Annotated in this window: 18 protein-coding genes; 8 read left to right on the plus strand and 10 right to left on the minus strand. The window is 43.8% G+C overall.

All coding sequences use genetic code 11. The features are described from left to right. Positions 1-15: 15 nt before the first annotated feature. From K2225_RS09710 to K2225_RS09725, 4 genes are all read right to left on the minus strand, one after another. Positions 16-867, minus strand: a complete 852-nt coding sequence (locus tag K2225_RS09710; RefSeq protein ID WP_220584546.1) for a transglutaminase family protein — start codon at positions 865-867, stop codon at positions 16-18. A 23-nt stretch (positions 868-890) separates the two neighbouring features. Further along, complete coding sequence (locus K2225_RS09715) at positions 891-1,853, minus strand: alpha-E domain-containing protein (RefSeq protein WP_220584547.1); 963 nt, start codon at positions 1,851-1,853, stop codon at positions 891-893. Then, the gene (locus K2225_RS09720; RefSeq protein WP_220584548.1) at positions 1,846-3,306 is read right to left on the minus strand and encodes a circularly permuted type 2 ATP-grasp protein; all 1,461 of its coding nucleotides are present in this window, start codon (positions 3,304-3,306) and stop codon (positions 1,846-1,848) included. Before K2225_RS09720 ends, K2225_RS09715 begins: the two co-directional genes overlap by 8 nt. A gap of 294 nt (positions 3,307-3,600) precedes the next feature. Continuing rightward, positions 3,601-4,536: an NADP-dependent oxidoreductase gene (locus K2225_RS09725; RefSeq protein ID WP_220584549.1), complete on the minus strand. Its 936-nt coding sequence runs from the start codon at positions 4,534-4,536 to the stop codon at positions 3,601-3,603. A 111-nt stretch (positions 4,537-4,647) separates the two neighbouring features. Here K2225_RS09725 and recQ point away from each other — a divergent pair, with 111 nt between their 5' ends. From recQ to kynB, 3 genes are read left to right on the plus strand one after another with little or no spacing between them, the layout of a single operon-like run. After that, positions 4,648-6,789 carry a DNA helicase RecQ gene (gene recQ, locus K2225_RS09730; RefSeq protein ID WP_220584914.1) on the plus strand — a complete coding sequence of 714 codons (2,142 nt, stop codon included), beginning with the start codon at positions 4,648-4,650 and terminating at the stop codon, positions 6,787-6,789. 19 nt (positions 6,790-6,808) lie between these two features. After that, complete coding sequence (gene kynU / locus K2225_RS09735; RefSeq protein WP_220584550.1) at positions 6,809-8,086, plus strand: kynureninase; 1,278 nt, start codon at positions 6,809-6,811, stop codon at positions 8,084-8,086. 11 nt (positions 8,087-8,097) lie between these two features. Beyond that, entirely contained in the window at positions 8,098-8,730 is a 633-nt protein-coding gene (gene kynB / locus K2225_RS09740) for an arylformamidase (protein WP_255574371.1), read from the plus strand. A 128-nt stretch (positions 8,731-8,858) separates the two neighbouring features. Here the strand turns inward: kynB and K2225_RS09745 are convergent, their stop codons facing one another. The 3 genes from K2225_RS09745 to K2225_RS09755 all read right to left on the minus strand — a co-directional run bounded on the left by K2225_RS09745 (position 8,859) and on the right by K2225_RS09755 (position 12,258). Then, entirely contained in the window at positions 8,859-10,385 is a 1,527-nt protein-coding gene (locus tag K2225_RS09745; protein WP_220584551.1) for a BCCT family transporter, read from the minus strand. A gap of 158 nt (positions 10,386-10,543) precedes the next feature. After that, on the minus strand, positions 10,544-10,717 hold the full coding sequence (locus K2225_RS09750; RefSeq protein ID WP_220584552.1) for a hypothetical protein: 174 nt from the start codon (positions 10,715-10,717) through the stop codon (positions 10,544-10,546). Between the two features lie 62 nt (positions 10,718-10,779). After that, positions 10,780-12,258, minus strand: a complete 1,479-nt coding sequence (locus K2225_RS09755) for a phytoene desaturase family protein (protein WP_220584553.1) — start codon at positions 12,256-12,258, stop codon at positions 10,780-10,782. A gap of 259 nt (positions 12,259-12,517) precedes the next feature. Between K2225_RS09755 and K2225_RS09760 the strand changes: the two genes are divergently transcribed. The 3 genes from K2225_RS09760 to asnB all read left to right on the plus strand — a co-directional run bounded on the left by K2225_RS09760 (position 12,518) and on the right by asnB (position 16,199). Then, on the plus strand, positions 12,518-13,066 hold the full coding sequence (locus K2225_RS09760) for a sigma-70 family RNA polymerase sigma factor (protein WP_370632733.1): 549 nt from the start codon (positions 12,518-12,520) through the stop codon (positions 13,064-13,066). Further along, positions 13,048-14,208: a hypothetical protein gene (locus K2225_RS09765; protein ID WP_220584555.1), complete on the plus strand. Its 1,161-nt coding sequence runs from the start codon at positions 13,048-13,050 to the stop codon at positions 14,206-14,208. Before K2225_RS09760 ends, K2225_RS09765 begins: the two co-directional genes overlap by 19 nt. 107 nt (positions 14,209-14,315) lie before the next feature. Beyond that, positions 14,316-16,199, plus strand: coding sequence for an asparagine synthase (glutamine-hydrolyzing) (gene asnB / locus K2225_RS09770; RefSeq protein ID WP_220584556.1), 1,884 nt, complete (start codon positions 14,316-14,318; stop codon positions 16,197-16,199). A 42-nt stretch (positions 16,200-16,241) separates the two neighbouring features. Here the strand turns inward: asnB and K2225_RS09775 are convergent, their stop codons facing one another. The 3 genes from K2225_RS09775 to K2225_RS09785 all read right to left on the minus strand — a co-directional run bounded on the left by K2225_RS09775 (position 16,242) and on the right by K2225_RS09785 (position 21,143). Continuing rightward, positions 16,242-17,489: an aminopeptidase gene (locus tag K2225_RS09775; protein WP_220584557.1), complete on the minus strand. Its 1,248-nt coding sequence runs from the start codon at positions 17,487-17,489 to the stop codon at positions 16,242-16,244. A 143-nt stretch (positions 17,490-17,632) separates the two neighbouring features. Next, a complete protein-coding gene (locus K2225_RS09780; RefSeq protein ID WP_220584558.1) occupies positions 17,633-19,525 on the minus strand; it encodes an ABC-F family ATP-binding cassette domain-containing protein in 1,893 nt (630 codons plus the stop codon). A 196-nt stretch (positions 19,526-19,721) separates the two neighbouring features. Further along, on the minus strand, positions 19,722-21,143 hold the full coding sequence (locus K2225_RS09785) for an alanine/glycine:cation symporter family protein (RefSeq protein ID WP_220584559.1): 1,422 nt from the start codon (positions 21,141-21,143) through the stop codon (positions 19,722-19,724). A 325-nt stretch (positions 21,144-21,468) separates the two neighbouring features. On the opposite strand from K2225_RS09785, the gene K2225_RS09790 reads away from it, so the two are divergent. Together K2225_RS09790 and K2225_RS09795 are read left to right on the plus strand one after the other, a co-directional pair. Continuing rightward, a complete protein-coding gene (locus tag K2225_RS09790; protein WP_220584560.1) occupies positions 21,469-22,593 on the plus strand; it encodes a Fe(3+) ABC transporter substrate-binding protein in 1,125 nt (374 codons plus the stop codon). Positions 22,594-22,784: 191 nt separating this feature from the next. Beyond that, the gene (locus K2225_RS09795; RefSeq protein ID WP_220584916.1) at positions 22,785-24,395 is read left to right on the plus strand and encodes an ABC transporter permease; all 1,611 of its coding nucleotides are present in this window, start codon (positions 22,785-22,787) and stop codon (positions 24,393-24,395) included. The last annotated feature ends 1 nt before the right edge of the window (position 24,396 follow it).

The raw sequence follows: 24,396 nt of genomic DNA on the forward strand, positions 1-24,396 counted from the left end.
AAGGAGAGGGATTTTTTATTGTTCTAGAAGCGTTACACTAACTTTCACATCAAGGTTTTGTCCGCCTCCACGATATACTCCCTGAAGCGGGCTGACGTCTGCATAATCTCTTCCTGTCCCAATTCTGATATGCTGTTCTAATGCTTCGACATTATTGGTAGGGTCGAGACCCACCCAGCCGATTCCGGGAACCATCACTTCTACCCATGCATGTGTGGCCGCATCACCCACAAGTGCTGAATCTTCTCCTACATACAGATATCCACTTACGTACCGGGCAGGTATACCCTGGGATCTCAAGATCCCAATCATGACGTGTGCATAATCCTGGCACACGCCGGCCCTTAACGGCCATGATTCATACGCCTTGGTATTCACTTGGGTGGTCGTCGTATCGTATCTTATGGATTGATTGATGTATTCCATCAGCCTTAATGAAAAACGGATTGGATCTTTTGCGTCACCGACTTCATTGATAATCTCTTCGTGTTGTTCTTTATACAGGAAAGTATAAGGGGTTTCATTTAAGTAAGCCAAATAGTGATGACGGAAAAGTTCTGAATGGAAAATCGTCTGCATTTCACTTGAACATTCAATCATACGGATGAATGGGCTTTTTTGGATACTGACCGTTGACGTTGTCTTTAACGTTAAATGTTCATGTTTCTCGGGAATGAAGAAAGTTTCCACATGATTCCCCCAGAGATCAATATGTTCTTTCGTCATCGAACCTGGAGTGATTTCAGTCCGGTAAGCCAGTAACCTCTGGCATTCATCCGTTCTTGGTTTTAAACGTATATGATTCATGCTTTGATCGACGAAGTTATCATAATAAAAGGTGTTGGTATGCTCAATTTGGAACTTCACAGTGTATTCCTCCTGGATAGCCTTTACTTGACGTGAACCGGTTCAATTAGATAATAGGTTTGTGAGAACATACGACTCAGTGTCATGCACCGATCTTGGAAATGATCGAGAAATGACATCAGCTCATTCATATCCATTTCCTCTATGTTCGTGCTCGTAATTTCATCTTGAATGAGCTCAAGCATTTGAAAAAGGTCTTCAGAATAGTGAGAGATTTTTCCACCTTCAAGTTTGTTGACCGCTTCCATAACATGATCCATGCAATAACGAATCGACCGAGGGAACGTCCCTTCTTTAATCAAAAAGCTGAGGACATGTTTGGACTCCATCGTTGGCGGGTGTTCCTTAATGTATGCGTCATAACCGTTTAGAAACTGTAGAGCTGTCAGCCAATAATAGTAGTGATCAGTCGGAACATCCGCCTCTTTTCTGTTCTTTTCACATGTCACATTCAATATTCTTGCCGTTTTCTCCGCGCGCTCCAGCCATTTCCCTACTTTAATAAAAGTATAGGGAGTTCCACGGCTCATACTGGACTCAATGACCCCTTGTGACGTCATGGAAGTTTTAATTACTCGATCCAGATAGTCCTGGGTATGCTGTCTCGTATTCGGGAGCTCCTGCCAATCCTTTTGGTCCAAATGGAAGGCATTTAAAACTTCCCACAGTTCTTCAGGAAGTATATCCCTTGTCGAACGGGCATTCTCACGGGCAAAATTCATACAATTCATAAGAGAATTAACGTTAAATGGACTAATAGTCAAGTACTGGATCATCGTCTCCCTGTCTAAGCGATCGTATAAGCTGTAATAATCTTTGGCGGAAGCACAGACTTCCACAATTTCTTCCCAGTCCCGATCCGCTGCCTCCTGATTTTGTGCTTCCAACATGTGAATGAGCTGGACACTTAGGACCCTTGCATTGTTTTCAGCTCGTTCTATATTTCGTGACATCCAGTAAAGAGAATCTGCTACACGACTAAGCATGGTGATCACCACTTTCTGTCAAAATCCACGTATCTTTTCCTCCTCCACCTTGAGAGGAGTTCACCACAAGAGAGCCTTCTTTGAGCGCTACTCGTGATAACCCGCCAGGAAGTACATTTGTCTTTTCACCATTCATGACAAATACGCGTAAATCCACGTGACATGGATAAAATCTACCTTCCTGATAAGCAGGAGCCCTTGATAATTTAATGGTGGGTTGAGCAATATATTGATGAGGATTTTCAATGATCTTCTTCTTGAATTCTTCTCGTTCACTTTCTTCGGACTGAGGACCTATCAGCATATCATAACCACCTGAAGCCCCTACATTTTTCACAACCAGTTCATGGATGTTGTCCAGCACATAATCCAGACGCTCAGGATCACTAAGGAAGTAGGTTTCAACGTTCGGGATAATTGGCTCTTCTTCGAGGTAGAAGCGAATCATATCCGGAACATACACATACATCGCTTTATCATCCGCTACACCATTGCCAATGCCATTAAGTATCGATACATTCCCTTTTCGATAAGCCCTGAGCAACCCGGATACCCCGAGGGCCGAGTCAGGCCGGAACGCTTCAGGATCAAGGAAGTCATCGTCGATTCTTCTATAAATGATATCCACACGCTTCAACCCTTTAATGGTCTTCATGTAGACAACATCATTTTTGACAATCAAATCTCTACCTTCGACCAGTTCGATTCCCATCTGCTGAGCAAGAAAGACATGATCATAATAAGCAGAGTTGTAAATTCCCGGCGTCAATAAAACAGCGGTCGCCGATTTATGAGGATCTGCGTTGGCAGGCAAATGACTGGTCACCGCCTGGTGAAGCTCTGACAATTGATGCTCCAACGTTTCAATGGAATGTTGGAAGAATAATTCAGGATACACTTGTCTCATAACGTAACGATTTTGGAAAACATAAGACATCCCAGAAGGATTACGCAAATTATCTTCCAATACTCGATATTGACCATTTTCATCTCTAATCAAATCTACTCCGGCAAGGAATATATGATTCCTTAAAGGAATGTCTATCCCACTGACTTGTTTGTTGTAGTAATAAGGATTGTTCTCGATCAACTCTCTTGGTATGATTCCCGCTTCTACTATTTCCTGATCATGATAAATATCTTCTAAAAAATGGTTGAGAGCAGTCATCCGCTGCTTCATCCCTTTTTCAATTTCTTCCCAATCCTGCCTCGGAATGATGATTGGAACAAAGTCGAACGGCATCGTCCTCTCTGTTCCCCCCGTGTGGTTATACACGGTGAATGTAATGCCCTGTCTAAGAAAATTAAGCTGAGCTGTTTCATGCTTTTTCATCAAATCGCGTTCTGTAAATTGATTGACCAGTTGATAAAACCATTGGTAGTGCCTTTTCGGCTCACCATCTTGTTTCATCATTTCATCAAAGTAAACTCCCGTTTGATAATTAGTTAGCACGACCTCTCCTCCATTCCTACTTACTACAAATCCTTTACCCTTAGTTTACTCTACTCACTCATAAATTGTAAGAAAATTTACACAACAATTGTCGTTTCGAGTTCTTAAAGTAACTGGCAGGATTGTGGAAGACTCCGTTTTGAGACTTTCAGTGAGTGGACTTTTAACAATCGGGATAGCGGAAGACAATCCAACTTGGTAAAGGGAGCTTATGCGAAGTTCATATTTAGATAAAAAAACCGGACCAGGTCATCCGTTTTTGGTATGACCTGGTCCGGTGTGAAGGGGTAGACCCTATTTAATGTTGATGACAATTTTACCTTTAGCATGGTGGGTTTCGCTGACGCTGTGAGCTTCTTTCAACCCTTCCTCACTAAGATCAAAGCGATGTCCGATGACAGATACTAAATTTCCTGATTCCATCATGGAAGCCAGTTTTTCCAGTTTTTCTCCGCTCGGCTCAAGCCAGACAAATCCTGCTTTGATACCATGCTTGGCTGCGAGATCTTCATCCGGTGGCTGAACGATGGACGGTAGACGGCCTCCTTCTTTCAGGACAGAAAAGCTTTTTTCCTGAATTTCTCCCCCGAGGGTATCGAGGACGATATCATAGTCACTCAATATCTCGGAGAAGTCCTCTTCTTTATAATTGATAAAGCGATCGACACCCAGTTTTTCTACCCACTCCTGATTCTTTCCGCTGGCTGTCGCTGCTACATAAGCTCCTTTTTGTTTCGCAATCTGAATCGCATAATGGCCGACACCACCTGAACCTGCATGGATGAGCACATGATCTCCTTCTTTAATGTCACTAAAATCCACTAGGCATTGCCATGCAGTAAGACCTGCCAATGGTACCGCTGCCGCTTCCTCAAATGAAACATTCTCAGGAAGATGGGCTAAAAGATGCTCATCCACAGCTGTGTACTCAGCATACGTCCCGAATCGCGTTGTATCCGGGCGAGCGAAAACGCGATCGCCTACTTTGAAGTTTTGTACTGCAGAACCAACCTCCGCGACGATTCCCGCTGCATCCCATCCTAAAATGATAGGAAAATCAAAATCCAACATTTCTTTCAAGTACCCTTCACGCAATTTCCAGTCGATTGGATTGATGGATGTCGCATGCAATTCCACGATGACCTGACTTTCACTTGGAACCGGGCGTTCCACGTCTTTTTCAATTAATTGATTTCTATCTCCATATTGCTCAATAACAATAGCCTTCATGTATAATCTCTCCTTTTTAGAAGTATGACTTCTTTAGTTTTCCCCACAGTTTTCACGTGAAACATGATAAGATGTGGGAGAAAGAAGATTATGTATAAAAGGATGATCACGATGATTCAGCAGGCCGAAAATATTCTCCAACAATACTACGGTTATCCCTCGTTCCGCCCTGGTCAAAAAGAGGCCATCACTCATGTTTTAGAAGGAAAAAACACTTTGGCGGTTATGCCTACAGGAGGCGGAAAATCCCTCTGCTATCAAATCCCCGGACTCACTTTGCAAGGAACAGCGATCATCATATCCCCGTTGATCTCTTTGATGAAAGACCAAGTGGATGCCCTCCATTCCTATGGAGTGGCCGCTACTTACATCAACAGCTCCCTTTCCCACCAAGAGCAGCAACAACGACTGAGGGATATGGAAAACGGCCGCTATTCTTTCGTGTATGTCGCTCCTGAGCGGTTTGACTCACCAAATTTTTTAGCTGCCATTAACAGTATCCCCCTTTCGTTAATCGCCTTTGATGAAGCCCACTGTATTTCCCAGTGGGGACATGACTTTCGTCCAAGCTACCGGTCTATTGTACCTACCTTAAAGAAGGTCGCTAACCTTCCCGTCCTCATGGCGCTGACAGCCACAGCGACCCAGGAAGTAATTAAAGACATTAAAGAATTGATTGATGTTGAGGATAGGAATGTCATCAATACAGGGTTCGCAAGGGACAACTTATCGTTCCGTATTATTAAAGGTCGTGACAAACGAGAATTCATCAGTGAATATTTGACTCAAATTCCCAATGAATCCGGTATTATTTACACGGCCACGCGTAAGGATGCCGATCAGCTTCATTACCTTTTAACGAAAAAAGGGTATGCCGCTGGAAAATATCACGCGGGAATGACAGAGCATCAAAGGAAACAAGCACAGGTGGATTTTGTTCAGGATGAAGTGACTACGATGGTTGCAACCAATGCTTTCGGGATGGGCATCGATAAATCAAACGTCCGCTATGTCATTCATTATTCCATGCCGATGAATATTGAATCTTATTACCAGGAAGCCGGCCGTGCCGGTCGTGATGGTGAGCCTGGCGACTGTGTATTGCTTTTCTCCAGCCAGGATATTAACCTGCAGCGTTTTTTGATCGATCAGTCCCCCAATGAAGAAAAGAAAAAGGATGAGTACACGAAACTTCAAGCCATGGTGAATTATTGTCATACCCATTCCTGCTTACAGCAATACATTCTCGATTACTTTGATGATCCGACAGACTCTGAGCCGTGTGGGAAGTGTACGAATTGCACCCACGATGGTGAAGAACAGGATATGACTAAAGAAGCACAAATGGTATTGTCCTGTGTGAAACGCATGGGTGAAAGGTTCGGAACAGGTCTTACAGCAAAGGTTCTCAAAGGTTCTTCCGACCAAAAAGTAAAGCAGTTCCACTTCCAACAGTTATCGACCTATGGCATCATGCCGAATTATACAGAAAAAGAACTGACTCGGTTCATTCAGTTTTTAACCGCGGAAGGTTACCTATCTACAGGCGAAGGACGTTATCCCTCATTAAAACTGACAAATGAAGCTGTTTCTGTCATCAAAGGAAATCAACCTGTCTTAATGCTGGTTGAATCCACAACGAAGAAACAGAAAACCGAATACAATGAGCAATACTTTGAAGAGTTGCGACAGTTACGTAAGTCGATCGCAGATGAAAGCAACCTCCCCCCTTACGTCATCTTCTCTGATGCCACCCTTAAGGACTTGAGTATTCATCTCCCGGAAAGCAAAGAAGAGATGATGAACATCAAAGGGATCGGGGAGCAAAAGTTCGAGAAGTATGGAGAGCAGTTCCTAGAAAAAACGCGCCCGTGGGGCGAAGCGACAGAGACGAAATCCACTCCGACTCGCTCGACGGAACCTTCTGTTCAAAAGAAAGATCCGTTTGATGATCGCCCCAGTCACATCATTTCTTACGAGCTTTGGGAACAGGGAAATGACGTGAAAGAAATAGCAAAAGAAAGAGGCATAGGCAAACAAACGATTGAGAACCATATTTTCCGAGCGGGAAAAGAGGGGTATGAGATCGATTGGGACCGCTGGTTTGATGAAGAACAAGAACGTCATATTTTGCAAGCCTACGATCAAATGGAGGAGCGTAAATTGAAGCCCTTGAAAGAGTCTCTGCCTGAGGGGTATTCCTACTCTATGATCAAGGCTGTCCTTATGAAGCATAACTTGATTAATGAATGATCGTCGAGGAGGAAAATTGATGACTAAACCTGTAATTTCAAGAGAAGATGTAAAAGCATTGGACCAACAAGACCCGCTAAAGCCATTTAAACGTGAATTTTACCAGGAAGGTTTTTATTATATGGATGGGAATTCCCTTGGTTTGCTTTCGAAACGTTCTGAGGAAACCCTCTCCACCTCACTAAATGATTGGAAGAAACATGCCATCGGGGGATGGACGGAAGGAGAAGAACCATGGTTTTACATGTCAGAGAAAATCGGGGCTCTGACCGCGCCTCTTATCGGAGCAAAACCTGAGGAAGTCATCAATACCGGTTCCATTACATCCAATATTCATCAGTTGCTGGCGACATTTTATAAGCCGGCCGGAAGACGGACGAAAATTCTGGCGGATGAACTGAACTTCCCCTCGGACATTCACGCTATGAAGAGCCAAATCGAATGGCACGGGTTAGACCCTCAAGAACATTTGATCCGCGTCAAAAGTGAAGATGGCTATACATTATCGGAAGATACCATCATTAAAGAAATGGACGAAGACATTGCTGTTCTCCTCCTGCCTTCTGTCTTGTATCGTAGTGGGCAGCTGCTGGATATTGAGAAAATAACCAAGGCAGCTCATGAATACGGCATCATCGTCGGTTTTGACCTTGCCCATTCAATCGGAGCCCTTCCTCACCGCTTGAACGAATGGGGTGTTGACTTTGCTGTATGGTGTACGTATAAGTATTTGAACAGTGGACCCGGCGGGGTGGGCGGACTGTATGTGAACGAAAAGCACCTCGGAAAAACCCCGGGGCTTGCAGGTTGGTTCAGTTCAGATAAAGACAAGCAGTTCGACATGAGCCACGAACTTACTCCTGCTGAATCCGCAGGAGCTTTTCAGATCGGAACCCCTCATGTGCTCAGTTCAGCACCGCTCATAGGGTCACTGGAACTTTTTGAAGAAGCGGGCATCCAGCAGATTAGAAACAAATCATTGAAGCTCACTCGTTTATTGATGGATCTCATCCATCAGGAACTATCGGGATACGGGTTCAAAATCGGCAACCCTTTGAATGATGAACGCCGCGGAGGCCATGTCTGTCTTGTCCATGACGAGGCCGCAAGCATTTGTAAAGCTCTCAAACAAGAAGCGATCATTCCTGACTTTCGCTCACCGAACGTCATCCGCCTTGCGCCGATCGCTTTTTATACATCTTACGAAGATGTGTATGACGTTGTATTACGCTTGAAAGAAATCATGGAGAGTGAAAAGCAAAAGCAGTTCAAAAATGAAAGAGACACCATCGCCTAAGGAGGTCTATGATGATGAAATTCATTGATATTACGATGAAACTGAACAATAATACGCCTCCCTGGCCGGGAGACGAGCCATTTGAATACAAGCTGACATGGTCCATGGAAGATACAGGATCAGTTAATGTCGGCCAATTTAAAGGAAGCAACCACATTGGCACACATGTGGATGCCCCCTACCACTATGATTCAAATGGCTTAAAAATCGCAGACCTTCCCGTCGACCGTTTTTCCGGTCAGGCTCTAGTCGTGTGTATACAAGATGAACCGGTCGTTACTGGAAAGTTGTTGGAAGACGTAGACTTCAGCAAGGTAAGTAAAGTTTTGTTCCATACAGGCAGCTGGAAAGACCGCACCCGCTTCCCTGATCAGTACACGGTCATTGGGGATGATGTAGGTCCATTTTTAAAACAGCAGGGCATCGACCTCATCGGCATTGATACCCCTTCTGTTGATCCAGAAACGAGTAAAGAGTTAAAAGGACACCACACCTTGTATCAGAATGACATCTTGATCCTTGAAGGAATTGATCTTTCTAAAGTACCGGAAGGAATTTATGAGCTCTTTGCATTCCCACTAAAAATGGAACAAGCCGACGGCAGCCCCGTCCGTGCCGTTTTACGCAGCACCGACGCATCCTAGTCAGCCTCACCCAAATCTGTTCCCTAATGTATGGGTGAAACTACTATGATGACGTGGTTTTCAGGAAAGTGAAATGATTGTATAAAAAATGCCCAGGAGGTTATCCTGGGCATTTTTTGCATCCTATATTATTTCTTCGTAATTCGCTGGTCGATGGCCATCTTCTTCGCTACTTTAGGGGCGAGCCAAATCATTGGCAGTAGAAGAATGGATACTGGAACAGCTGTTACCACAATGAAGTTTTGGAGCTGAGTAATCCCACTGTCTCCTGTGATTAACAAAATGACAGCGATCGCGCCCATCAAAACGGCCCAGAACACTCGAAGCCAGCTTTGCGGGTTTCCTTCTCCTGTGACGGCCATGGCAATCGTGTAGGACATGGAGTCACTCGTCGTTACAACGAACAGAATCGTTAAAATCAGGAATAACGGAGAAATAACGGTCGCTAATGGGAACTGTTCAGTAATGGCGAACATTGCTGCCGGGTTCCCTGCTTCATTCAGTGCGTTGGATACAGATCCAGGATTGTTTAATTCAAAGAAAATCCCTGATCCGCCAAGCACTGTAAACCAGAACGTAGAAATAACAGGAGCAAAGACAGATACGGCTATGATGATCTCCCTAATTGTCCGGCCTCTTGAAATACGGCTCACAAGGATGGCCATCATCGGTCCATACCCAATGAACCATCCCCAGAAGAAGACTGTCCATAGAGATAGCCAACCTTCATCTCCTCGATACGTACTCATCGGAATGAATTGATCCACGTAATACCCGAATCCTGCCAGGAAGTGGTCAATAATAAAACCACCTGGTCCAAAGATGACAATAAACGCCATTAGTCCAATCGCCATGCGTACGTTAAAGCTACTTAGAATTTGTATCCCTTTATATAAACCAGTGACAGCTGAAATCGTCGAGATAATCACAACGGCAAAAATAATGGAAAATTGCGTGCTGAACTGATTAGGAATTCCAAAAATTTCCTGAAGACCGTAACTCGCTTGCAAACCTAGGAAACCGATTGGACCAATCGTTCCTGCTGCTACAGCGATCACGGAGAAGGCATCAATGACCGTCCCGATCCAGCTGTGGCGTAATTTTTCACCGAAAATCGGATAGAGTAACGTTCTAGGCTTCATCGGCATTCCTTTATGATAGTGACCATACATCATAACAACAGCACTAATCGTACCTAGAATAGCCCATGCCAGGAATCCCCAGTGCATAAAGCTTTGCGCCAGGGCCGGGTTGATTGCCGCTTCTGTTCCGGCTTCAATTCCTGACTGAGATGGAGGCACAGTCAAAAAGTGCCACATCGGTTCAGCGGCTGCCCAGAAAACACCTCCGCCTGCCAATAGGGTTGCCATAATGATCGACAGCCATTTATACAATCCTATTTCAGGTTTCTCCATATCCCCCATTCTGATTTTTCCATAACGGGAAAAGGCTAAATATAAACCAACAAAGAATGTAGCAAGCATGAGCACTTGCCAAAAAGCACCGAAGTACTTGGCTGACCATGCAAAGCTATCACTAACGATCATTTCGATTAGATCAATATCAATGAGTGCAAGAATAACGAAAAGGACTAATAATCCTCCACTTATGACAAATACCGGCCAGTCAATACGGCCTGAGTTTTTATTATCCATAATTATCTCCTTTAATTCATAATGTGTTTGAATGCACAATGTACAACTCTATCACTATTTTTATTATGGTGTAAAGATATTTCCTTTATCCTTTACGGGAATGATTTTTAGAAAAAAAGGCATGAAAAAGGCGACCCCTTACAAGAGATCGCTTCTCTTTAATCTTCTCTTGACTCCACCTTATGATCTTCCTGCCTATTCTGACATTCCTTACAAAGGTTGATCTCTCTTTCTTCTTTAATCTGAAGCGGTTTGCCACACCTTTGACATTCATCATAGTTATTAGGATTTGTTTGGAATCCCGGCATTTCATTACTTCCATCGTTATACATACAAGTTTATCTCCTTTCTCTTTCACCTTTTCTTTTCTTATTCCCTATTCGCTTTTCATTAATCATCTCATCATTTCCTTTGCTGCGGTCATGCCTGACAGTGTCACCCCAAGTGTGCCTGCGCCAGGAAAAACCGTATCCCCACACTGATAAACGTCCGGAATTCCGGTGCGAATGGAATAGCTGTTGAGCCAGCTATATTTTCCTGTTGGGGTGTAGCCGCCCACTTTTCCATATTTTCTTCTCAACCACTTTTGAAAAGTGATCGGAGTTCCCGGCAGAACGATGTCTAACTTTTCTTTAAAGCTCGGAAAGTAAAAATCCACCGTCTCCAGGAGTCGGTTCTTCATATGTTCCTTATCTGCTTCGTATTGTTCTGAATTCCACCAGGGTGAAATGGATGTGTGAGTAGAAATCGTTAACGAGCGCTTTCCAGGAGGGGCCATCATCGAATCCTGAGGGTCAGATAATGACATTAAAAACTGCCCCCCATCATGGAGGTCGTCCGGTTTTTGCGGGTCAATAAACTGATGGTACACGGCGTCTTCTCCCTCAAAAACTTCCCCGTCCACGCCTCCATGTATGATAAACGCTCCCCATGAATCCCTTTTTTCTTCTTTTAACGCTTTAATATAGGATTGTTTACCCATATCCTTTGATACCGTATCATGGAAATTGTGAACAGAATTGTTCAATAGCACCTTTTGCGCCCGAAAGACTCGATCCCGTTTCGTATGAAACTCAAAGTGCCCGCCGTTTTTCTCTACTTTATGAATAGGATGCCGCATATAAAGGTCGCTCCCTGAATCCTTAATGAAAGATGCCAAACGTTCGGCAACCGCTGCAAGACCCCCATGCACAGCGTAAGCGCCTTTATGGAATGTTTGTAACGCGGCATACCCGAGAAACGCAGGGCAGTATTCAACGCTTGTTTGTACACTATCCATTAATTCACCATTCAAAAACACGCGGAAGAGACGATGGTTATGAAGGTCATACTTTTTCAGCCGCTCTTCTACCGTCTGGTTCATAAATGGGAGCAGTTTCAATGCTTCTTTTTTTACTAAAGGTACGAAATGCATGAAATCTTTGAAGGTTCGTGGAGGAAACACAGGAAGGTCTTCCGTTAATTGATCGACCACTGCCCCCACCCTGTACACTTCATCATAGAACGCTTGTATAGCAGAAGACTGTGTTGGAAAGACTCGTTGAATCTCTTCGTACCAGCGGCTTCGCTCACGAAAATAATGAATGGTGCGATCCGGCATGTGGATATCCATGATCGTATCCAATAACGTCATGGCAGGAGGATCGATGTTTAACTGATCAAAGAGTCGACGGAGAACCCCTCCTTCTTCAAATCCCATACCAAGGGTGGCCCCTGACTGAAACCGGTAGCCGTTGCGTTCGAATTTTCCTGCACTACCCCCAAGTTCATTCGAGGCTTCAAAAACGGCCACTTTCATTCCTTTTTTGGCGAGTGAAGCGGCAGCTGCCAGCCCACCGAAGCCTGCACCTACAACTCCAACATCATAAATCATCCGCTCACCTCCCTCCTCTTCTTTTCCCCCATCATCCCCTTTTTAGGCGTAACGAATGTTCTTGTATAATTTGGAAGTATTGTGTAAGAGTTGATTTCGATATGGTTGTGTGCATTTAGGAGCTCCAGGAAACAGTTCGCTTTCCATGGGGCTGGAGCTTTAGTGGAGAAGATTAATGGATTTTAGAAGAAATTTGTATTTTTGCAGACCTTTTGGATGAGACTCTCGTCTAATGAAGAGGAAAGGAGAGGAACGCCTGGTGTCCGGACATACACAAACTCATTACACACGCGAGCAAGCGGTTGAGTACATAATGGACCAATACGGAGAAACGTTGAAAAGAACCATTTTTACATATGTGAAGAATCACCATACCACAGACGATATCTTTCAGGATGTTTTGTTACAGATTTATCGCAAGTGGGATAGGTTCAACGGAGATTCCCAATTGAAAACTTGGGCGATGAGAATCGCCATCAACCGATGCAAAGATTATTTACGATCCCCTATTCACCGCATCAAAATCGCTACAGATAAATGGCGGGAACAAAAAGCCCCGAACTACACGGAGCAAAGAGTCGTGCAAAAAGAACAGTGGGATGAAATAGCGGAAGCCATCCTTCACCTCCCAATCAAATATCGGGAAGTCATGATTCTCACTTTCCAACAAGATATGACGCAGAAACAGATTGCTGAAGCGACCGGAACGCCTTTAAGCACGATCAAAACAAGGATGCAGCGTGCACGTCAACTGCTTAGAGAAAAGGCAGATGAAGGAGGGATAGACCCGTGGATCATCAACGAATAAAAGAAGCAATCAATCGTCAAATTGGCGAGGATCCTTTATTCACAGATAAAGACAAGCAGCGCTTTTATAAAAAGAAGCCCAATCGGCGGTTACGTTTCCCTGCTGTTCCGAAACTGGTTACGGTCCTCCTTGCTTTCATTGTTTTGAGCGGATCCTATTATACCTTTCTGAAGACGGACTGGTTTGAGCAATCTTCTTCACCTACAGAAGAGGAGTCAGAACCAATGGAAGAAACGCCACCTCCTCCTAGTCCGGATCCAGAAGAACCTACTCTTGTAAAGGTTGAAAAGCTCAAGGAAGTTATTACATCTATGCCGAGCAAAAGTAAGATGAAAGTCGTCATTGATCAATTTTCAGGAACCGAAGTTGAATCCAAACTAGCAGATACAGAGAATGCAAATGGAAACGAGTATAAATTGTTTGAGAGTTATTATGCATTCGCCAGCACGAACGAATCAGGAAACCAGTCTGCTTATGAAGGCCCTTCACCTCCCCCAAAAGAGGCCTTTGAAAATGGCGAGATAGAAATATCTATGAAGCTTAACTGGGTAGAGGGGGGAGAGCGTGTTTTATTAAATGAAGCGACAATCCTTTACCTATCAGAAGAAGGAGATCTAATTGAAGAAAACTACAAAGTACACGAGCGCAATCGAAACTTCATCAAGGTTAAAAATCCCGATGACCTCGTTGTCATGGATGACTTAATCCTTCGCTCCATCGCAAGATCCGTAGATAAAGAGCCGGATGCCATCACCAAGCGCGATCTATTATATTTAGAAGAATTGACGATTAACGCCTCCCATTTAAGTGGCATCTATGAAGTGGATGAAGATATTGAATATTTCAAAGCAATGCAGTCGCTTTTCGTTCTGAAGCTTAATCAAGCCATTATTCCTGGCGAGTTATTAAAAGAAGTTCCTTACTTGGATCAGGCGACTTTCATCGGTCCTACCGTCGACGATTTGAGTCGTGTTAAAGAAGGCCTACAAACCATTACGTATTTGAATTTGATTAATTCTTCCTTTAGAGGAACCGCTGAAGACATTCTTGAACTGAAATCTTTGAATATCGTCAGGGTCGATCCGGCCGTTGTTCCTAATTACGAAGAATTACAATTTGAAGGTATGGATGTTCGGTGGTAAGAACAGAAAAACAGAAAAGGGTATGGGGATCCGCTTCCAACCGGAGGCGAACTTCAATCCCCTCCCCTACTTATAATAGGAATAGGATTTTTAAAGGAGGTATTTCCATGTGTGGAATCGTTGGAATATTCAATAAAAAAGGAGTGGAAAACCACACGCTTATCCAGGACATGATGGAAAAAATTCATCACCGCGGACCAGACAATCAAGGTTCATATACAAACAGAGAAATCAGCTTAGGATTTCAGAGACTGACGATCATCGATGTTTCTGAAAATGGTAACCAGCCAATGTTTAGTGAAAATGAACGGTATGTGATGGTTTTTAATGGGGAAATCTATAATTTTCAGAATTTGAGAGAGGATTTACTACTAAAAGGGCACACGTTTCATAGTCAGGCGGATAGTGAAGTTGTCCTTCACGGCTTTGAGCAATACGGTCCTGATATCTTGCAGAAGTTACGGGGGATGTTCGCTTTTTCCATATGGGACAAAGTTGAAAAACAACTTTTTATTGCCAGAGACATGTTTGGAATTAAACCGCTTTATTATACACAGGAAACGACAGACGGCTCCTTCTTATTTGGGTCTGAAATTAAATCGTTTCTTGCTCACCCTCAATTTCGGAAGTCCTTTAATGATGAAGCCTTGCAACCTTATCTCACCTTTCAATATTCAGCTATGGAGGAAACATTTTTTGAAGGAGTTTACAAACTTCCTCCCGGGCACTACATGATTCATGATGGTGGTAATTATGAAATACGGCCATACTGGGAGCCCTCTTATTCTGAGGAAACAACAAATTTAAACGAAGCCATTAAGAATATCCAGGAAGCGATGGATGATTCCATCCGGCATCACAAAATCAGTGATGTTGAAGTAGGTTCCTTCCTTTCAGGTGGCATTGATTCTAGCTATGTGACGAGCCTATTGAAACCGAATAAAACGTTCTCGATCGGCTTTGAAGATTATGAAGGCATGTTTAATGAAACGACCCTTGCTGAAGAATTATCACAAAAAATAGAAGTTGAAAACCATAAACGGTTGATATCAGCCGATGATTTTTTCCAGGCGGTCCCTACCATTCAGTATCATATGGATGAACCTCATGCGAACTTGTCCTCCGTCCCTCTTTTCTTCTTAAGTGAATTGGCTAAAGAACATGTGACGGTTGTTCTTTCAGGAGAAGGAGCTGATGAACTTTTCGGAGGGTATGATTGGTATAAGATCAGTCCTGAACAGAAGATTTATGAAAAAGTGCCGTTTACGATTCGTAAATCCATTGCCAGTGTTTCTTCTAAGCTTCCTAAAAATAGGATCACCTCATTTTTGACGAGTGGTGGAGAGAAGATTGAAGAGAAATTCATCGGCCATGCGAAAGTCTTCCGCCCTGAAGACGCTCACAAAGTCCTTAAACCTGCTTACCGGCAAAATCGCAAACCAGCAGACCTTTTATCAAAGACCTATGCCCAAGTTTCGGGAGCGAACGATTCGACGAAGATGCAATACGCTGACCTTCATCATTGGCTTCCTGGGGATATCCTTCAAAAAGCGGATAAAATGAGCTCCGCCCACTCTCTTGAGTTACGCGTTCCCTTTTTGGATGCAAAAGTAATGGAAGTCGCTTCCTCCCTCGCTCCTTCTTTAAGAGCAAATGGCAAGGACACGAAATATGCCCTCAGAGAAGCCGCTAAGGCTGTGCTCCCTGAAGAATGGGCGAACCGTAAAAAAGTCGGCTTTCCAGTCCCTATCCGGGATTGGCTGAGACAGAAAGAATACTATGATTTAGTGAAAACATCCTTAACATCTGAAACAGCTCAGGAATTTTTCCACACCCAAGCATTAGTCCAATACTTGGACGACCATTATGAAGGAAAAGGAAATCATCACCGTTATATTTGGACGGTTTATGTGTTCCTTCAATGGTATGATGTCTATTTTGGAGGAGAGGTTCACCTTCAAGAAGAAGAAACTCAACTCGCTTATGCATAAAAAAAGCCGGCAGCGTCTGACACGCTGCCGGCTTTTGTAGTTTTATTCAAATGAAATTGCCCAGCTTCCTTTTCGCATGACGGGTTCTGTCGTTCCGTCTGCTCGTACGCCATCAATATCAAGCTCACCGGATCCCATCATGAAATCAACGTGAGATAAACTATCATTTACACCATTTTGATCAAGCTCTTCTGCGCTCATATCTGATCCGCCTGTCATGTTATTCGGATAAGCTTTTCCAAGCGCAAGGTGACAAGAAGCGTTCTCATCATAAAGTGTGTTGTAGAAAATCAGACCAGACTGAGATATCGGTGACTCGTGTGGGACAAGTGCAAGTTCTCCCAGTCTGCGTGATCCTTCATCTGTTTCCAGAAGGTGCTTGAGGGTTTCTTCGCCTTCTTCCGCTGTAAAGTCCACGACTTTCCCCTCTTTGAACGTCAGTGTGAAATTGTCGATGACGTTTCCACCATAGTTCAACGGTTTCGTACTGGAAACTTCCCCATCTACCCCATACTTATGCGGTGCTGTAAACACTTCTTCCGTCGGCATGTTCGGGTTGAATTGAACGTTACCTTCCACCGTCTTCGAAGGTCCGCCCTTCCAAATGTGCCCTTCAGGCAGAGCTACTTCAAGATCTGTACCTGGTGCTTTGTAAATCAACTTCTGGTACTGTTTTTTATTCAAGTATTCACGAGCTTTGATCAATGTTTGGTTATGCTCTTCCCATGCAGATACCGGATCTTCTCTGTCGACACGGACAATGCTGAAGATTTGCTCCCATAGCTTTTCAACCGCTGTATCTTCATCTTGTCCAGGGAAGATCTTCTGTGCCCATTTAGGGATCGGGATACTGACGATCGACCATTGAATGCGGTCATTCATCGTATAGTCACGGAACTTGGACATCGCTTCTGATCTCGCTTTGGTTGCAGCTGCAACTTTGCTCGCATCAATGCCTTTTAGAAGATCAGGGTCTGTCGAGCGAATGGAAAGAATGGCCGCTCCCTGTTCTGCGAAGTACGTGTATTGCTGCTTCTGCCATTCTGGAACGTCAGATAACGTCTCCTGGTCGGCATGTTCGTATTTCATGCGCGTCAGTTCATCGTCTCCCCAGTTAATATGTACATCTTTTGCTCCCATTTCGAAAGCTTTACGTGCGACGATGCGTGTGAATTCCGCACCGGCAATCGTAGAATTGATCATTAGCAATTGATCCTGTTGCAAATTGACGCCTGTACGCAAAGCTAATTCCGCATATTTTTCCAAGTTTTCAATGCTTGGCATTTTCATTTTCACATTCCTCCTGTTAGCTTGTATCCGTATTCATTATTCCATAAAACGCACGGAACTACAAAAAGAAGCAAGTGAATGGCACTGTTCCTCATTGAAAAAAGAGAGTGGAAAACTATTGCTTCCCACTCTCCTTTCCCTTACTATTCGTCTACCCCTTCAACAATTAAGGATAGTTCTTCCCAACGCTCCATTTTTGTTTCCAGTTCTGATTCGGCTTCTTCTTTTTCCTTGGATAGTTCCTGGACCCGGTCATAGTTTGTCGCTTCTGCCGCAAGCTGTTCGTCGAGGCTCACAACCTTCTCCTCAAGAGCCGCTATATCATCTTCAATCGTCTCCCATTCTTGCTTTTCACGATAAGATAACTTGCGTTTCCGATTGGCACGGCGTGTATCTTCTTGGGCGGAAGGCTTCTTGTCAACCTGCTCTTCTTGCTTTTCATCTTTCCTCTTTTCCAGGTATTCCGTGTAATTGCCATAAAACCTCCGGACTTTTCCATCACCTTCAAAAGCTAGCAGGCGATCTACAACACGATCCAGGAAATAACGGTCGTGTGAAACGGTGATGACGACACCAGGGAACTGTTCCAAGTAGTCTTCCAGCACACTGAGCGTCTCTGTGTCGAGGTCGTTGGTCGGTTCATCTAAGAATAGGACATTCGGTTCGCTCATCAGCACTCTAAGCAAATACAAACGGCGACGCTCTCCGCCAGATAGGCGTTTGATATACGTCCACTGCTGCGGGCGAGGGAATAAAAATCGCTCAAGCATCTGTTCCGCTGTAATTTCATCACCATCAGCTGTCGTAATGACTTCCGCTACTTCTTTTATATATTCAATGACTTTCAGACTTTCATCAAGCTCTCCATGATCCTGTGTATAATAGCCTATTTTCACGGTTGAACCGATGTGGACATTCCCTGTATCCGGTTGAATGCGTTCAGCCATGATGTTCAGCAATGTCGTTTTTCCTGATCCATTCGGACCGATGATTCCAAGTCTTTCACCCGGCACCACAAGGTAGTCCAGAGCATCGATCAGCGACTGATCTCCGAAGCTGTGAGAGACTCCCTCCAGCTCAATCACCTGATTTCCTAATCTTGTAGAACCAATCGCCATATCAACGTTTTCTTTCTTCGTATCAAAGGTTTCTTCCTTCATGGCTTCTACTCGTTGTTTACGAGCTTTTTGTTTTGTCGTTCTCGCTTTCACACCAGCTTTCAACCAGGCCAGCTCTTTCCTGAGCGTGTTTTGGTGTTTTTGCTCAGCCTGACGCTCCCACTCTTCTCTTTCCGCTTTCTTTTCAAGGAATGTTTCATAGTTTCCTTCATAAATATATAAGCGGCTTTTATCAAGTTCATAAATCAAATTCGTCACACGATTCAGGAAGTACCTGTCGTGTGTGACGACAACGAGTGATCCTCTATAGGAAGCTAGATACTCTTCCAGCCATTCGATGGTTTCATTATCAAGATGGTTGGTAGGCTCATCCAGCAATAGCAAGTCAGCCGGCTGAATCAGAGCTTTCGCAATAGCGACCCTTTTTTTCTGTCCTCCAGAAAGTTCGCTGATCTTCTTATCAAAAAACTCGATCCCCAATTTGGATAGAACTGTTTTAGCCACCGTGTTCGCTTCCCAGGCTCCTTTTTCATCCATCTTTTGCTGTAGGTCAAGCATACGTTCCTGGACTTTGGGATCCTCAGGATGAGCGGCTAGTTCCAACAGCACTTTTTCATAGGATCTCATGATGACCATAATCTCAGCATCACCGTGATAGATCTGTTCAAGAACCGTATGGCTCTCATCCAGTTCAGGTTCCTGTGGCAGATATTCCACAGTGAAATCCTTCGCATGATCCATATCCCCTGAATCAGCACTCTCTATGCCTGCTAGAATCTTCATAAGCGTAGATTTCCCTGTCCCGTTCACTCCGATTAGGCCGATTCGCTGCTGATTGGAAATCGTGAAGGTAAGGTCGTCGAATAGATCTTTATCTCCATAACTTTTACTCAATTGATTGACTGATAATAAACTCATTCCGCTCATTCCTTTTACTGAATATCTCTTTCCATCATATCACATCTGTGAGTGTAAAGACTGATGGAGCGTTCCTACTCTCGTTTGGCGCGATTCGGACCTCGTTTGGCGCGAACGGGCATCCTATAAATGGATGCCCGTTCGCGCAATAATAAAAACAGCCTCTGGAACGAAATCCTGAGGCTGTTTATGTTTGTTATCCTTGTTCTTTCTCTGAGGATTGATCTCTTCTCCAGTATTCCATCCCGTCGACACCCGGAAGGTGATCTTGATAAAAGACCGGATCTTTTCCTGCTTTCTTCTGCTTACGATAATCTTGCAATGCCGCATACGCCACAGATGACAAACGGAAAATTGCATACAAGTTAATCAACGCCATGATCCCCATCGTCAAGTCAGCCAGTGACCACACAAGACCAAATTCAGCAATCGCACCGAACATGACCATAAACAATACAGCTACTCGGTAAATAAAGATCGCTGGTTTGCTTGTTTTAATGAATTCAATGTTCGTCTCTCCATAGTAGTAATTCCCGATGATCGAACTGAATGCGAAAAGAAAGATGGCTATAGCAATAAAAATAGCCGCCCATGCGCCAAGCTGGGATTCAAACGCTTCCTGAGTCAGTTGAATTCCATCAAGGTCTGTGCCTACATAATCTCCAGCAAAGAGAATAATGACGGCAGTAGCACTACAAATGAGCAACGTATCTGTAAATACACCCAACGTCTGAATCAAACCTTGTTTGACCGGGTGCGTGACCTCAGATGTAGCGGCTGCGTTTGGCGCACTACCCATACCTGCTTCATTGGAGAATAACCCACGCTTAATTCCAATTAGAATCATCCCCCCGAAAGTACCTCCAGCAACTTCACGAAAACCGAAAGCACCAGCGAAGATTTGTCCAAACATCGTTGGCACCTGTCCGATATTCACAACCAATACGTAGGCTGCAAGGATGATATAGAAAATAGCCATAATCGGAATGATGAACTGAGTTACTTGTGCAATTCGTTTTAACCCACCAAAAATAATAAGAGCTACAATAAAAGTAAGAATTCCACCAAGTAACCATTTGTCCATATTAAAGGAATTTTCAAAAGCTAGACGGATCGTATTGGACTGTACAGAGCTGAAAACCAACCCATACGTAAATGTGATCGTTATGGCAAAAACAATTCCCAGTCCTCTGTTCTTCAACCCTTTTTCAATATAATAGGCCGGGCCGCCTCGATACTGATTCTTTTCGGGAACTTTGTAGATTTGTGCAAGCGTACTTTCGATAAAGCTTGAGGCTCCGCCGAGAATAGCTACAATCCACATCCAGAAAACAGCGCCAGGCCCACCGACCGTAATCGCAGCGGCTACCCCTGCCAAGTTTCCCGTACCGACACGGGATGCGGTACTGATGGCAAAAGCCTGGAAGGGAGAGGTTCCCTTTTTGCCCTCTGCAGAAATTGACCGCTTATCAAAAAGAACGCGGAACATTTCCGGTATGTATGTGAACTGGGCAAAATTCAGCTTAATCGAAAACCATAACCCTAGGCCGAGCAAGGCGGCAACGAGAATGGTCCCCCACATCCAATCGTTCAGAAAAGTAAGTATATTTTCCACCATATCCTTCACCTCTTTTAAATAATATTTTCCATTTTAAGTCTTTTCCCATAATCGCTTACAAACAAACACACGATGACAAGAACTCAACTATTTTACCATATGTATCTCCCCTCCTCTACTTCCTATATCATACAACCCATATTCCACCCATACTCCCATTCGTTTGTACATCGGTTTCGAGTCTTATAGAACCCTGCCTGATCATCTAAATGAAAAAAATTCTCAATATTCACTTGACTTCTTTGCTAAATCTATTAGAATTGAATCTGGAATGAAAATCATTATCAATGGATGATAAAAATTTTACATAAGAGGTGGAAAGAACATGAGAAACAAATGGTTTTTAATGAGCTTCATCCTTATCCTTTCTATGTTTGTACTCGCTGCTTGCGGCGGAGACGATCAGGAAGAAGCTACAGAATCAAATGAAGAAGAGACAACACAGACGGAAGAAAGTAACGAAGAGACTAGCGAAGAAAACGCATCTGAAGAAACAGGTGGAGAAGTAAACCTTTACACTGGCCGTCACTATGACACAGACCAAGAGCTTTACGACAAGTTCGAGGAAGAAACAGGCATTAAAGTTAACGTTATTGAAGGAAAAGACGATGAGTTGATTGCACGTCTTGACCGTGAAGGCGAAGCTTCTGAAGCTGACCTTCTGATTACAGCGGATGCTGGCCGTCTGCACCGCGCGAAGTCCCAAGAGCTTCTGCAGCCGATTGAAAGTGATGTTTTAAGTGAAAACATTCCGGAGAAATTCCGTGATGAAGACAACAACTGGTTCGGATTAACGAAACGCGCTCGTGTCATTGCTTATCACAAAGAACGTGTAAATGAAGAAGACATTCAGACTTATATGGATCTTACAAAAGATGAGTTCCAGGATAAAGTCTTGATTCGTTCATCTTCTAACATCTACAACCAGTCCCTTGTCGCTTCTATGATTGCTACTGAAGGTGAAGAAGCTGCGAAAGAATGGGCACAAGGTATCGTGGATAACATGGCCCGTGAGCCTCAAGGCGGAGATCGTGACCAGGCAAAAGCTGTAGCTGCCGGTGAAGGTGATGTTGCCGTTATGAATACCTACTACATGGGTAAAATGTTGAATTCTGAAGATGAAGAAGAAGTTAAAGTTGCTGAACAGTTAGGAATTATGTTCCCTAACCAGGATACAACAGGTACTCACGTAAACATCAGTGGTGTGGGTGTGACAGCGAGCAGCCAAAACACAGAAAACGCGAAGAAGTTCATTGAGTTCCTTTCCAATGAGGAAGCACAAAAACAATTTGCTGAAGCAAACTATGAATACCCAGTCAACCCTAATGTAGAGCCTTCCGAGCTTCTGCAAAGCTGGGGTGAGTTCAAAGAACAAGACATTCGTCTGAATGAACTTGGGGAGAACAACGACCGTGCGATTCAAATCATGAATGAAGTCGGTTGGAAATAATAAGCTTTGTAACCGCATCATGCCCACCATGATGCGGTTTTTTCTATACAAAACAGTTGAGAACTGTTATCATTAAAGCGGACTCAACCTTGAATGAAGAAAGTTTTCCGGCTTTTTTCATTCAAGGCTGAGCGATTGGTAGGATAAAGGACGTGTCACGCTTGAATTTGTTACGTAAGCTTCCTGGGTATATGAATATTTGGTCGATCCTCAGCCTGGCGATTGTCATTCTGATTCTCATTCCCAACATGACGATCCTCTTCAACTTCTTTACACAAAAGGCTGAAAACTGGAATCACATCCAGGAATACATCTTGCCGGATTTATTAAAAAATACCGGTTTGCTTATAGTCTTTACAGGTATTCTAACCATCATCATCGGTACGAGTTTAGCATGGATCGTGTCAGCCTATGAGTTTCCTATGAAGAAGTTCTTCAAATGGGGGCTGATTCTGCCACTGGCCATCCCGCCCTATATTGCGGGGTACACATACAATGGAATCTTGAATTATACAGGCGTCATTCAAACGACATTAAGAAACAACTGGGACATTAAGGTGGATCAAGTCTATTTCAATATTCTCAACCTGCCGGGGGCCGTCTTTATATTCACGCTCTTTCTCTTTCCCTATGTGTACACGATCACAAGAGCTTTTCTAGCTAACCAGTCCGCATCACTCATTGAAAATGCCAGGCTCCTCGGCCGCTCTCCGGTAGATATTTTTTTCAGAGTAGTACTCCCTATATCGCGTGGAGCGATTGTCGGTGGCGTGAGTCTTGTGCTCTTGGAAGTTTTAAATGACTATGGAGTGGTCCAATATTTCGGTGTACCGACGTTCAGTACAGCGATTTTTCAAACATGGTTTGGAATGAATGATCTAAATTCAGCCATCAAACTATCAGCGACCCTCATGTTTATTGTATTTGCTATCCTTACTTTAGAAAAAGTTCTCCGTGGCCGTAAAAAATATGCATCGACAACGGCTAAAGCTCGTCCCCTCCACCCTACCCGTTTAATCGGTTGGAAGGCATGGGGGGCTTTTGGATACTGTTTGTTTATTTTCTTATTAGGATTTCTCATTCCATTCGTGCAACTCATCGACTGGATGTTGTTAACTTTTGAAAAAATCGCATCTCCTGAATTTACGACACTCATATGGAATTCACTGCTCGTCTCTTTCGTTGGTGCCTTACTGATTGTCCTGTTTGCTGTGATTATCGCGAACTTTTCCAGAATGCATCAAAGCGCCTTATCAAAGTCCGCAGCAAAAGTTACGATCTTAGGATATTCCATTCCGGGGGCCGTCATCGCGGTCGGAATCAGTACCGTGTTTATCGGTATAGACAGTGGGCTTTCACGCTTTTATGAATCTACTGGTTTAGAAAGTCGTCTATTCCTGAGTACGAGTCTGGTCATCTTAATCTCTGCCTACATCATCCGCTTCCTTGCGATTGGGTACAATTCCATCGAATCTGGTTTTGATAAGATCGGAAATAAGTACACGGAAGCTTCAAGAATGCTCGGCATGAACATGACACGTACCTTTTTCAAAGTCGATTTGAAAATGATCAAAGCACCACTGATCAGTGGGTTCCTGCTCGCTTTTATCGAAATCATTAAAGAATTGCCGCTCACCTTGATCCTGAGGCCCTTTAATTTTGGAACGCTTTCCACGAATGCCTTTAAATATGCGAGTGATGAACAAATCCATGAGGCCGCTCTTGCCTCTATCATTATCGTTGTCATCAGTGCCATTGCCGTTTTTGTTTTTCATCAAGTTTTAGAAAAGGAGTCGAATTGAT

The organism is Halobacillus sp. Nhm2S1, assembly GCF_019599545.1.
GTDB lineage: Bacteria > Bacillota > Bacilli > Bacillales > Halobacillaceae > Halobacillus.